Origin of the sequence: Pseudomonas sp. P1.8, assembly GCF_001269805.1 — a bacterium.
GTDB lineage: Bacteria > Pseudomonadota > Gammaproteobacteria > Pseudomonadales > Pseudomonadaceae > Aquipseudomonas.
Genome location: NZ_LHVM01000022.1, coordinates 161,652 through 174,160, shown reverse-complemented (window position 1 = coordinate 174,160; position 12,509 = coordinate 161,652). Strand labels below are relative to the sequence as shown.

The 12,509-nt window shown below is 59.4% G+C and carries 11 protein-coding genes; 2 read left to right on the top strand and 9 right to left on the bottom strand.

Features of this window, described 5'->3' with window-relative positions; translation table 11 throughout:
- Positions 1 to 95 precede the first annotated feature (95 nt).
- The 5 genes from lnt to miaB all read right to left on the bottom strand — a co-directional run bounded on the left by lnt (position 96) and on the right by miaB (position 5,508).
- Positions 96 to 1,619 carry an apolipoprotein N-acyltransferase gene (lnt, locus tag AD668_RS23560; RefSeq protein ID WP_053162686.1) on the bottom strand — a complete coding sequence of 508 codons (1,524 nt, stop codon included), beginning with the start codon at positions 1,617 to 1,619 and terminating at the stop codon, positions 96 to 98.
- Between the two features lie 8 nt (positions 1,620 to 1,627).
- On the bottom strand, positions 1,628 to 2,467 hold the full coding sequence (locus tag AD668_RS23555) for an HlyC/CorC family transporter (protein WP_027924283.1): 840 nt from the start codon (positions 2,465 to 2,467) through the stop codon (positions 1,628 to 1,630).
- Positions 2,468 to 2,472: 5 nt separating this feature from the next.
- The gene (ybeY, locus tag AD668_RS23550) at positions 2,473 to 2,967 is read right to left on the bottom strand and encodes an rRNA maturation RNase YbeY (RefSeq protein ID WP_053162684.1); all 495 of its coding nucleotides are present in this window, start codon (positions 2,965 to 2,967) and stop codon (positions 2,473 to 2,475) included.
- Positions 2,960 to 3,967 carry a PhoH family protein gene (locus tag AD668_RS23545; RefSeq protein ID WP_053162682.1) on the bottom strand — a complete coding sequence of 336 codons (1,008 nt, stop codon included), beginning with the start codon at positions 3,965 to 3,967 and terminating at the stop codon, positions 2,960 to 2,962. Before AD668_RS23545 ends, ybeY begins: the two co-directional genes overlap by 8 nt.
- A gap of 212 nt (positions 3,968 to 4,179) precedes the next feature.
- Complete coding sequence (gene miaB, locus AD668_RS23540) at positions 4,180 to 5,508, bottom strand: tRNA (N6-isopentenyl adenosine(37)-C2)-methylthiotransferase MiaB (RefSeq protein ID WP_053162857.1); 1,329 nt, start codon at positions 5,506 to 5,508, stop codon at positions 4,180 to 4,182.
- 134 nt (positions 5,509 to 5,642) lie between these two features.
- Between miaB and AD668_RS23535 the strand changes: the two genes are divergently transcribed.
- Positions 5,643 to 5,972 carry a DUF1820 family protein gene (locus tag AD668_RS23535; RefSeq protein ID WP_003185742.1) on the top strand — a complete coding sequence of 110 codons (330 nt, stop codon included), beginning with the start codon at positions 5,643 to 5,645 and terminating at the stop codon, positions 5,970 to 5,972.
- Between the two features lie 153 nt (positions 5,973 to 6,125).
- Here AD668_RS23535 and AD668_RS23530 read toward each other — a convergent pair whose 3' ends face one another.
- The 4 genes from AD668_RS23530 to AD668_RS23515 form a co-directional block, all read right to left on the bottom strand.
- On the bottom strand, positions 6,126 to 6,680 hold the full coding sequence (locus AD668_RS23530; RefSeq protein WP_053162680.1) for a tetratricopeptide repeat protein: 555 nt from the start codon (positions 6,678 to 6,680) through the stop codon (positions 6,126 to 6,128).
- 223 nt (positions 6,681 to 6,903) lie between these two features.
- Entirely contained in the window at positions 6,904 to 8,187 is a 1,284-nt protein-coding gene (gene hemL, locus AD668_RS23525) for a glutamate-1-semialdehyde 2,1-aminomutase (protein WP_053162678.1), read from the bottom strand.
- Positions 8,188 to 8,219: 32 nt separating this feature from the next.
- Entirely contained in the window at positions 8,220 to 8,843 is a 624-nt protein-coding gene (gene thiE / locus AD668_RS23520) for a thiamine phosphate synthase (protein WP_053162677.1), read from the bottom strand.
- Between the two features lie 26 nt (positions 8,844 to 8,869).
- On the bottom strand, positions 8,870 to 9,667 hold the full coding sequence (locus AD668_RS23515; protein ID WP_053162676.1) for a hydroxymethylpyrimidine/phosphomethylpyrimidine kinase: 798 nt from the start codon (positions 9,665 to 9,667) through the stop codon (positions 8,870 to 8,872).
- 384 nt (positions 9,668 to 10,051) lie between these two features.
- Between AD668_RS23515 and AD668_RS23510 the strand changes: the two genes are divergently transcribed.
- Positions 10,052 to 12,436, top strand: coding sequence for a hybrid sensor histidine kinase/response regulator (locus tag AD668_RS23510; RefSeq protein WP_053162674.1), 2,385 nt, complete (start codon positions 10,052 to 10,054; stop codon positions 12,434 to 12,436).
- The last annotated feature ends 73 nt before the right edge of the window (positions 12,437 to 12,509 follow it).

Sequence of the window (12,509 nt, the reverse complement as noted above, 5' to 3'; positions counted from 1 at the left end):
CAGCCTGCGGCAGCTCCTGCATTGGGATTGCGTACACCCTGTAGGAGCTGTCGAGTGAAATGAGGCTGCGATTTTTTCACCGTCGCCTCAAGTCTTCAGACAGTCTTGGCCATCCGGCTCGCCATTAGCGCCCAGCCAAACAACAACACGCAAACAATGATCAACGGCCAAGAACGCCATTGAAGATAAGGCGTGAGGCCGTGCATCGGTACCACTTCGCCATACAGGATTGCGCGTTCGAACTGCGGAATCTGCTCGGTGATCTGGCCAAAGGGGTTGATCAGGCCGGTTACGCCATTGTTGGTGGCGCGAATCATCCAGCGGCCGGCTTCAAGGGCACGCATCTGTGCCATCTGCAAGTGTTGCAGTGGGCCGATGGACGTGCCGAACCAGGTGTCATTGCTGATGGTCAGCAGCAAATCACTGCGGGCGGCCAGGCTGGCGGCGAACTCCGGGTACACCACTTCGTAGCAGATGAACGGCGCAATCTGATAGCCCTTGGCTTGCAGTAGCGGCTGGTCGGCCGGGCCGCGGGCAAAGTCCGACATTGGCAGGTCAAAGAAGGCGATCAGCCCGCGCAGTACGTCCTGCAGCGGCACATATTCGCCAAACGGCACCAGTTTCTGTTTGAGGTAAGTACCGTCGCCCTCACCGGCAACGGTGATGCCATTGAAGAAGCGCTTTTCCTGATGAACGATTTGCCGGATCGGCACGCCGGTAATCAGCGCCGAATCTCGCTCGGCAGCGAATTTGCCCATCATGTCCAGATAGCCCTGGGCAGATTCCTTAAGCACCGGAACCGCCGTTTCTGGCCAGATCAGCAAGTCGACACGCTTGGAACTCAAGCTCATGTCACGGTACAGCGCGAGCTGTGCATTGAGCTGCGCCGGATCCCACTTCATGCTCTGTTCGATATTGCCCTGGATTGCCGCGACACTCAGTGGCGCGCCTGAAGGGCTGGTCCAGGCGTGATGCTTGAGCGCCATGCCGGCCACCCATGGTCCGGTCAACAGAACCACACCCGCAGCAATGAAGCCTTTACGGCCCGTACGAACCAGCCGCAAGCCGTTGTAGATCAGCGCGGCCGTTAGAGCCAGGGTGAAGGAAATCAGCCACATCCCGCCGACAGGCGCGAGCCCGGTTAGCGGGCCATCGAGCTGACTGTAGCCGGAGTAAAGCCATGGGAAGCCGGTCAGGAACCAGCCGCGGAACGCTTCCTGGCCTACCCACAACGCCGCGAAAGCCAGCGAATCGGCTAGCGGCGCCTCATTGCGGCGCAGCCAGCGCGCCCAGAGCCAGGCGGGCAGGGCGAAGAACCAGGCAATCGCCGCGGTGAAGATCAGCATCAGGAAGCCGGCCAGCAGCACCGAAGCACCACCGAAGTGGTGGATGCTGTAGTAGATCCAGCTGGTGCCGGCGCCGAACAGGCCGAAGCCGAAACACCAGCCGCGTCCCAGCGCTTGGCGCGGGCTCAGTTCACGTAGACCGGCGTAGAACAGGCCGACTGCCAGTAATGCCAATGGCCAGATATCGAACGGCGCCAGCGCCAGGGTGGTGATTGCACCGGCCGCCACGGCCAGCAGGTTACCGGGCCAGCCGGGGCGGGTTGTCCAGCGCATTTCAATCCTTAGCGAGCAATAGGCGTCAGGCGAAGCAAGTGAATCCGACGACTGTCGGCATTGAGGATGCGGAAGCGGTAGGGGCCAATTTCCGTGATTTCGTTGCGCTTGGGCAGATGCCCGAATGCGCTCATCACCAGGCCGCCGACGGTGTCGAATTCGTCGTCGGAGAATTCGCTGTCGAAGAACTCGTTGAAGTTCTCGATCGGCGTCAGGGCCTTGATCAGGAAGTCACCGCTGGGTAGTGGCTTGATGTAGCTGTCTTCTTCGACGTCGTGTTCATCTTCGATGTCGCCGACGATCTGTTCCAGCACGTCTTCGATGGTCACCAGGCCTGCCACACCGCCGTATTCGTCGATGACGATGGCCATGTGATTGTGGTTGGCGCGGAATTCGCGCAGCAACACATTAAGGCGCTTGGATTCGGGTACAAAAGTGGCCGGCCGCAGCAGGTCCTTGATGTTGAAGCTATCGCCGTTCTCCTTGAGGATCAACGGCAGCAAGTCCTTGGCGAGCAACACGCCCATCACGTCATCATGGCTTTCGCCGATGACCGGGTAGCGCGAGTGCGCCGAGTCGACCACGGCAGGCAGGAATTCGCGGGGTGTCTGGGTCGCCTTGATGCTGACCATTTGCGAGCGCGGGACCATGATGTCGCGAACTTGCAGGTCGGCTACCTGGATGGCACCTTCGACGATGGCCAGCGCTTCGCTGTCCAGCAGTTTGTTCTGATGTGCATCGCGCAGCAGCTCCAGCAGCTCCTGGCGGTTTTTCGGCTCGTGGGCAAAAGCCTGGGTGAGCTTGCCCAGCCATGACTTCTGCCCGTTGCTCGATCGATCTTCGCTCATAGCGATTACTCTGAATCCTTTGTTGTTTTGGTAGGGGGTACGTCAGTTTCGTCATCCGCGTACGGATCGGGAAAGCCCAGTTCAGCAAGCAACGTTCGTTCCAGTGCTTCCATTTCTTCGGCTTCCTCGTCCTCTATATGGTCGTAACCAAGTAGATGCAAGCAGCCGTGAATCACCAGATGCGCCCAATGGGCGTTGAGTGCCTTGCCTTGTTCGGCAGCTTCGCGCTCGACCACGGCGACGCAGATCACCAGATCGCCCAGCAACGGGATGTCGAGAAACTCGTCCGGTACATCGGCCGGAAACGATAGGACGTTGGTGGCGTAATCCTTCTGCCGCCAGGTGTGGTTCAGCTCGCGACCTTCAGCCTCGTCGACCAGACGAATGGTCATTTCCGAGTCGGCAGTGCGCTGGCGCAGGGCCAGTTCGCACCATTGGCGGAACTCGGCCTCGCCAGGGGCAGCGGCGTCGGTGGCGATTTGCAGATCAAGCTCAAGCATCGCGGCGGCTATCCTTGGCGGCTGCATCATCGGCCGCTTTGGTTTCGAAGCGCTCGTAGGCTTCGACAATGCGCTGCACCAATGGATGGCGCACAACGTCCTTGGGCTGGAAATGGGTGAAGGTGATACCTGGTACGTCCTTGAGCACTTCGATCACATGGTGCAAGCCGGATTTCGTGCCGCGTGGGAGGTCAACCTGGGTGATGTCGCCGGTGATGACCGCTGTTGAGCCGAAACCGATCCGGGTCAGGAACATCTTCATCTGCTCGACCGTGGTGTTCTGGCTCTCATCGAGAATGATGAAGCTGTTGTTCAGCGTACGGCCGCGCATGTACGCCAGTGGCGCGACTTCAATCACTTGACGCTCGATCAGCTTGGCGACGTATTCGAAACCCAGCATTTCGTAGAGCGCGTCATAGAGCGGGCGCAGATAAGGGTCGATTTTCTGCGACAGGTCGCCGGGCAGGAAACCGAGTTTTTCACCCGCTTCGACCGCCGGGCGAACCAGCAGGATGCGGCGAATCTGTTCGCGTTCCAGCGCGTCCACCGCGCAGGCAACCGCCAGATAAGTCTTGCCGGTACCGGCCGGGCCGATGCCGAAATTGATATCGTTACCGAGAATTTCCTTCACATAGCGCAGCTGATTCAAGCCGCGTGGGCGAATCATGCCTTTTTTGGTACGCAGGGCGACGGAGGCTTCGGCGGGCGAGTGGTTGTCCAGCTCTTCGACGGCAGATTCCTGCAGGAACAGGTGAACCATGTCCGGCGACAACTCGGTACCCTTGGTTTCCCGGTACAGGCGGCGCAGGAGGTTTTCCGCGGAGGTGGTGTGTTTGGGTTCGCCGATCAGTTCGAACTGGTTTCCGCGGTTGCGGATCTCGATGGTCAGGCGCTGTTCGATCAAGCGCAGGTGCTCGTCGAATTGCCCGCACAGATTGGCGAAGCGGCGAGCTTCAAAGGGCTCGAGGATGAAACGATGTGGTTCGATGGGTGCGTTCAAGGTCGTATTTAGCCGCCCTGGGGCAATTGAGATGAATCAAGGATAGCGCCAGTGGCGCGGGTGCGAAAGCTCTTAAATGGATCAATCCATTCTCAAGAGCAATGCAGTTCACTATGGGAGCTGGCTTGCCAGCGATGGCGATGTAACTGGCGACATCTTTGTCGGGCTTGCTGGCCCTATCGCTGGCAAGCCAGCTCCCACAGGGATCGGTGTTATTGGAGCAACGAACCGCGCAGCGAGTGCGGCTGCGCGGCATCGATATGTACATCGGCGAACTGGCCGATCAAGTTCGGATTATCGCAGCGGAAGTTGACGATCCGGTTGTTCTCGGTCCGGCCCTGGAGTTCGCCAGGGTCTTTCTTCGAATAATCTGTAACCAGAATTCGCTGAATCGAACCGACCATTTGTCGGCTGATTTCGAAACCTTGTTGGTTCAGGCGATGCTGCAGTGCGTTGAGGCGTTCTTTTTTCAGCGCTTCCGGCGTCTCGTCGGCAAGGTCTGCGGCCGGTGTGCCCGGACGCTGGCTGTAGACGAACGAGTAGGAAAAGTCGAACCCGACGTCCTGAATCAACTTCATTGTTTGTTCGAAATCTTTCTCGGTCTCGCCGGGGAAGCCGACGATGAAGTCCGAGCTGATGCAAATGCCCGGCACGGCAGCCCGCAGTTTGCGCAGTTTGGATTTGTATTCCAGTGCGGTGTGGTTGCGCTTCATCGCTGCGAGGATGCGGTCCGAGCCCGATTGCACCGGCAAATGCAGGTGTTTGACCAGTTCCGGCACGTCGGCGTGGGCCTGGATCAGGCTGTCCGAGAATTCCAGCGGGTGCGAGGTGGTGTAGCGGATGCGGTCGATGCCGTCGATGGCTGCAACCACGCGGATCAGCTCGGCGAGGTCGGCCAGGCGACCTTCATGAGTGGTTCCACGGTAGCCGTTGACGTTCTGCCCCAGCAAGGTGACTTCGCGAACGCCGTTTTCGGCCAGGTGGATGATCTCGGCGATCACGTCGTCGAATGGCCGGCTGACCTCCTCCCCGCGGGTGTAAGGCACTACGCAGAACGTGCAGTACTTGCTGCAACCCTCCATGACCGAGACATAAGCACTCGGGCCGTCGACACGGGGCTCGGGCAAGTGATCGAATTTTTCGATTTCCGGGAACGAGACGTCGACTTGCGGCAGTTTGCTGCTGCGCGCGGCGTCGATCATTTCCGGCAGGCGGTGCAGGGTCTGCGGGCCGAAGACCACATCGACGTAAGGGGCGCGATCGCGAATTGCGGCACCTTCCTGACTGGCTACGCAACCGCCGACGGCGATCACCATGTCAGGGTTGGCCAGTTTCAGCTCGCGCCAGCGACCGAGCTGGGAATAGACGCGATCTTGCGCGCGTTCGCGAATCGAGCAGGTGTTGAGCAGGATCACGTCGGCGTCTTCAGCGCGGGCGGTGACTTCCAGGGCCTGATGTTCGCCCAGCAGATCGACCATGCGCGAGCTGTCGTACTCGTTCATCTGGCAACCGTGGGTTTCGATGTAAAGCTTCTTGGCCATGGAAAGATTCATCACGTGATTCAAAGAACCGCCCATTATAGGGAACATGTTGCGCGGTTCCTACCGCTGTGCGTCCGGTGGCTATGCTATAGTTTGCGCCCTCATTTTTATCCCCGACGTGTTACTCGCCCACCATGACCAAACGTGAAGCTCCAATCTATAAGGTGATTTTCCTCAACCAGGGCCAGGTGTTCGAAATGTACGCCAAGCAGATCTATCAAAGTGATCTGTGGGGCTTTCTGGAAGTGGAAGAGTTCGTCTTTGGCGAGCGCACGCAAGTGGTCGTCGATCCGAGCGAGGAGAAGCTCAAGGCTCAGTTCGAAGGCGTAGTGCGCAGTTTTGTGCCGATGCATTCGATTGTGCGCATCGACGAAGTCGAGCGTCTGGGCACACCGAAAATCAGCGAAGCCCGGGGCGCGGTCGGCAATGTGATGCCGTTTCCGATGCCGATGCCTGAGAAGTAAGGCAAGGGACCGGGTCGCCCCTATCGCTGGCAAGCCAGCTCCCACAGGGAATTGTGGCGATCACGATAGGGTGAGCGCCCGAGATCAACTGTAGGAGCTGGCTTGTCGGGTCGCCGCATCGCAGCGAAGGCGACAGCCGGCTCGGCGCTAAAATCAGGGAAGAGGCGAAAAAGGCGTGCGCCCATCAGCGCTCTGCAATTCCATCAAATATTTACGGAATATTTGTCCCAGCACCTGAGTGGCTATCTCGAGTTCTTCGCGGGGCATCTTTTCAGTGACTTCGTCGGCAGTATCCAATGCTTCTTCGGCGCCATTGACCGCCGCCATCTTCAACAGAATGTATGCCTGGATGTTATTGGCCGGTACGCCTTCGCCATGGAAAAACATGCTGCCGAGCTTGAATTGCGCCTGTGCATGGCCTTGCAGTGAGGCCTTTTCGAAATAGCTCAAGGCTTGATTGAGGTCGCGCGGCGTATTTTTACCTTCGTAATAGAACTCACCCAACTCGTATTGCGCCTGGGCATCCCCTTCATTCGACGCTTTCTGGCAGGCGGCGAGTGCCTGTGCCAGGTCTTGCGGCTGAGTATTGAGGGTGCAGCGACCCATCGCTGGGATTAACAACGAGTTGCCGCCTGCTTGTGCGAGCGCGAGCAGGGGCTGAAGGAGCAACAGGCAGCCCAGTGAAAGGGCGCGGCCGGTGCGGTTCATGGGAATCGACTTACCTCTGAAGGGCGCGCGGACCCATCGAGGGATCCAATAAGCGCGCATTATGAAATAAGCAGGACCAACCTTACAAAGTCTTTACTCGTTTTTCTGCTACGCGGGAATTATTTCCCCGCTATGCGAGAGATTATTAGCAGATGAGCAGAAGAATGTGCAGGAATGTCGGTGAAAGCTGACGCTGGCAGCGGCCAGCGTCAGCGATGCAGTCTTATTTCAATGCTGCGAACGCGCGTTCAGCCGCGTCCAGGGTCAGTTTCAATTCGGCTTCGCCGTGGGCAATCGAGGTGAAACCGGCTTCGAATGCGCTGGGTGCCAGGTACACTCCACCTTCCAGCATCAGATGGAAGAACCGTCCGAACAGCGCTGCGTCACTGGCCATCACGTCATCGAAGGTGACGATGTCGTCTGCGCCGCTGAAATACAGGCCGAACATGCCACCGGCCTGGGTGGTCACGAACGGAATGCCGGCCGCATCGGCACGCTGTTGCAGGCCGTCGAGCAGGCGGGTCGTGTAGTCGCTCAGTTCCGCGTGGAAGCCCGGGCGGCTGATCAGGCGCAGAGTGGTAAGGCCCGCGGCCATCGCCAGCGGGTTACCCGACAACGTACCGGCCTGGTAGACCGGGCCGAGCGGGGCGATGCGCGACATGATTTCACGCTTGCCGCCGAAGCAGCCGACCGGCATGCCTCCACCGATGATCTTGCCAAAGGTGGTCAGGTCCGGCGTTACGCCGTAGTGAGCCTGGGCACCGCCGAGGGCGACACGGAAACCGGTCATCACTTCGTCAAAAATCAGCACAACGCCGTGCTTGTCGCACAGGGTGCGCAGGCCTTCGAGGAACCCCGGCGCCGGCGGTACGCAGTTCATGTTGCCAGCCACTGGCTCGACGATGATGCAGGCCACCTCCGGTCCTGCTTCGGCAAGCATGGCTTCGACGGCGTCGATGTCGTTGAACGGTAGGGTCAGGGTGTGTTTGGCAAACGCCGCCGGTACACCGGCGGAACTCGGCACGCCCTGAGTCAGTGCGCCAGAGCCTGCCTTGACCAGCAAGCTGTCGGAGTGGCCGTGGTAGCAGCCTTCGAATTTGATGATGCTGTCGCGACCGGTGAAACCACGGGCCAGACGGATTGCGCTCATGGTCGCTTCAGTGCCGGAGCTGACCATACGCACCATTTCCATCGACGGCACGAGCGAGCAAACCAGATCGGCCATCTGGGTTTCCATCTCGGTCGGGGCGCCGTAGGACAGGCCGTGCTCCAGTTGCTTGCGCACGGCGTCCAGCACGTCCGGATGACTGTGGCCGAGGATCATTGGGCCCCAGGAGCCGACGTAATCGACATAACGCTTGTCGTCCTCGTCGGTCACGTAGGCGCCTTCGGCATGCTTGAAGAACAACGGGGTGCCGCCGACACTCTTGAATGCGCGGACTGGCGAGTTCACGCCCCCGGGAATGTGTTTCTGGGCGTTGGCAAACAGGGTTTCGGAACGAGACATGATCGGGCTCTCAAATCAGATATTTAAGCGAATTAAATAGAAAGCAATTGGTTGAAGGCGCGAGCTCGGCGGGTCACTTCAGCCGTGCTCTCGGCGCCAAAAAGACCCTGCACCACTGCCAACAGGTCGACACCATGCTCCACCAGCGGGGCGGCGTTCTCCAGGGTGATGCCGCCAATCGCGCAGATCGGCAGGTGCAATTGCTTGCGGGCGTGGTCCAGCAGTTCGAGGCTGCAGGTCGGCGCGCCGGGTTTGGTGTTCGAATTGAAGAAACGGCCGAAGGCGACATAGCTGGCGCCTTCCCTGGCAGCCTGTTCAGCCAGCTCGAGTTGCGCGTGGCAGGTCGATCCGATGATGGCCCTGGAGCCGAGCAATGCCCGGGCCGGGGTCAGCGGACCGTCGGTCTGGCCCAGGTGTACGCCAACGTTCAGGCGTGCCGCCAACTCGGCGTCATCGTTGATGATCAGCCGGGTTTTGTAGCGTTCGCACAGATCGCGCAGGGCCTCGGCCTCACGCAGGCGGCGGGCCTCGTCATTGCTCTTGTCGCGGTATTGCAGCAGGGCGACGCCGCCTTCCAGTGCCGCCTCCACGTACGAAAGAAATTTACCGGCCAGTAGCTGACTGTCGGTAATGGCGTACAGCCCACGTAGTTTCATCGGACAAGCCTCACCGCATGTAGGAATTACGAACAGAAATCCAGTGGCAAGCGACGCGGCACGAACTGGCCTTTGCCCAACTGCTCGGCATCGCGCAGTGTGCGCCACGTGTAGTTAAGCGCGGTCTGCACGGCACTGGCGAGGTTTTCGCCTTGGGCCAGACGACCGGCCAAGGCGCTGGCCAAGGTGCAACCGGAACCGTGATAACTGCCCGGCAGACGCTGACAGGTAAAGGTCTGGCGCAAGCCGTCACGGCTGTACAGGCGGTTGTGGATTTCGGTTTCATCGCCATGACCGCCGGTGATCAGCAGGTGTTTGACGAACGGCAGGAGTTTTTCAGCGCACTCGTCGGCGGTGCCCTCAGGCAGTTCGGCGAGGATGCGGGCTTCAGGAAGGTTAGGTGTCGCAATGATCGACAGGGGCAGCAGGCGCTCACGCATGGCGTAACCGACTTCGTCCTTGCCCAGGCGTCCGCCGCCGCCGGCGCGCAGCACCGGGTCGCAGACCACCGGCAAATGCGGGTGCGCTGAAAGCAGTTCGACGACGGTGTCGACCATTTCCAGGGAGCCCAGCATGCCCAGTTTAACCGCCGCGACTTCGGAATCGTTAAGCACGGCGTTGGCCTGAGCCATTACCCACTCACGGTCGAGGACGCGGAAGTCAGTGACATTGACGGTGTCTTGCACGGTCAGGGCGGTGACGGCCGGAGCCGCATGGCAACCCTGAGCGAGCAGGGCTTCGATATCTGCCTGCAAGCCGGCGCCACCACTTGGGTCGTGGCCGGAGAGACAGAGGACAACGGGGCGAGAGCTGTAGATATTCATGGTGCGCGAGCTTACCACCAAACCTGTTTTTCGGGTGTTGTGGCAGTGTGTTTGGTCGATACATTGTGGCGAGCGGGCCAGCTCCCGTTGGGCAGCGAAGCGGCCCTGGCTTTTTTTCTGCTATACCGCGTTGCCGGACTTTACGACGGCTTCGCAGCCGAGCGGGAGCAAGCTCCCTCGCCACAGTGTTGCTCGATTTACCGTAAGTGTCGCTGTAACGCCCGTCCTAGAGCCTTTTCTTTAAATGTTTCAATGGTGTTTAATGGCCATCAACGGCTATGCTAGAGTGGATCCAAACCAATAACAGGTAATACCGGTTTTACGTCTGCTCAAAAGGAAATGGGGGGCTTCTGACAGGACCGGACAGGCCACGCTGGGGCTTAAATGCGCTATTTGCTAATGTTGCTGTTGTGTTTGCCCCTTTTGGCAAACGCCGTCGAGTTCGACGAGTTCACTCAGAGCCTTCCCTTGGGCCGAACCCTGCAAGTGTTTGAAGACGCGGCAGGTCAGGCGACCATCGCGGATATCCGTGCGCAAGCGGCGGCGGGCAATTTCAAACCCCACAATAAAGACACGCTCAATGCCGGGTATTCACGTTCGGTGTACTGGCTAAAAATCGACCTGCATTATCGTCCGTCCAACCCGGTGGCACAGCGCAGCTGGTTGCTGGAACTGGCTTACCCGCCTCTCGATCATCTCGATCTGTATTTGCCGGATGCCGCCGGCAACTATCAATTGGCGCGGCAGACCGGCGATGCCTTGCCGTTCGACAGTCGTGAGATTCGCCAGAACAATTATCTGTTCGACCTGACGTTCAAACCCGATCAGGCGCAAACCGTTTATCTGCGTCTGCAAAGCCAAGGCTCGATTCAGGCACCGGTGACCTTATGGTCGAGTACAGCGTTTCTCGAAGAACAGCCCGTGCGCCTCTACGTGTTGGGTTTGATCTACGGCGTGCTGCTGGGGATGCTGGTCTACAACCTGTTCATCTATCTCAGCGTACGTGACACCAGTTACCTTTATTACATTTTCTACATCGCTTCGTTCGGCTTGTATCAGCTCTCGGTTAATGGGGCGGCGGTGCAGTATTTCTGGCCGGACAACCCGTGGTGGGCTAACGCCGCGACGCCGTTTTTCATCGGGTGCGCAGGGCTGTTCGGCAGTCAGTTCGCCCGCAGCTTTTTGCAGATGTCCACGCACAGCCGCTGGGTCGACCGCTTGTTGTTGGCGCTGGTGGCGTTCAGTGCGCTCGTGGTCGGCCTGTCGCTGATGGCCAGCTACGCCCTGGCGCTACGCCTGGCGACGGCGTTGGCGTTGACGTTCACCGTGGCGATTTTTGCCGCCGGTATATTTGCCTGGCTGCGCGGTTTGCGGGTGGCGCGGTACTTCATCATCGCCTGGTCGGCGTTTTTGCTGGGCGGCATCGTCAATACGCTGATGGTGCTGGGATACCTGCCAAACGTGTTCCTGACCATGTACTCCAGCCAGATCGGATCGGCGATTGAAGTGGCGTTGTTGTCCCTGGCCCTGGCCGACCGCATCAACGCCATGCGCGAGCAACAGGCGCAAACCCTGTTCGATGCCAGTCAAAAACTCGAAGTGCTGAACCAGCAACTGGCGCACAGTAACCAGCTCAAGGATGAATTCCTCGCCACCCTGACCCATGAATTGCGTACGCCCATGAACGGGGTGATCGGCTCACTGGAGCTGATGCAGACTGTCCAGATGGACCCGGAACTGGAGCAGTATCAGCAAACGGCTTCAGTCTCGGCGCGGGACATGATGCGCATGGTCAACGGCATACTGACCCTGACCGAATTGCAGGCTGGCAAGCTCAAGGCCTCGGCGAGCACCTTCAGTCTGCGCGCAATGGTCGAGGCATTGCGCATGCAGTTCGAAGGCAATGCGTTGGCCAAGTCGCTGGATTTCAAGGTCGATGTGGCCACGGGGGTGCCGGATCGTATGCAGGGCGACAGCGTCAAGATCGCGCAATGCCTGGAATGCCTGCTGGACAACGCCATCAAGTTCACCCGCATCGGCGGCCTGGCCCTGCGTGTGACCGGCAAGACCATCGAGCCCGACCGTCTTGCGCTGACCTTTGCAGTGATCGACACGGGCATCGGCTTCACTGATCTGGGGGAAGCGACGATGTACCAGCGGTTCTTCCAGCTTGATGGTTCGATGACCCGTGAATACGGCGGTTTGGGGGTTGGCCTGGCGATTTGCCGACAGTTGGTGGAGTTGCTGGGAGGGCGCCTGACTCACCGTTCCGAGCCCGGACGCGGCAGCCGATTCCAGCTCGACGTCGTGGTAGAACAACCCATGGCGGAACGGCCGGCGATGCCCTCGATGCCCAGGGTTTTTCCACCGTTGCGTCTGCCCCAGGATTGCACGGTGCTGCTGGTGGACGACAACAGCATCAGCCAACTGGTGATGCGCGGCATGTTGCTCAAGCTTGGCTTTCGTGTGCGAACGGCTGACAACGACGCCATGGCGCTCGAACAATTGCAGCAGGAAATCTTCGACGCAGTGCTGATCGATTATCGGTCGCCGCGTCGGGAAGAGGTGTCGTTCTGCTGCCAGATTCGCGCCTTGGCGGGTTACGCCGAGGTTCCGCTGTTCATGATCGCCCTCGGTATTGACCGGGAGCACTGCCCGACCGGCGCAATGATCGATTACCTCAGCAAACCGGTGAAGTTCGAAGACTTGCAGGCAATACTCTATCGTCGAGTGCTCTGTTTTCAGCAGGGCGAAAGCGCCGACAATTAGGCGGATATGACACTTTGTTCGGTCAAGAGGCGGTGCTTAACTGAACTCCCTTGGCCGACCAAAGGAGCCCTGT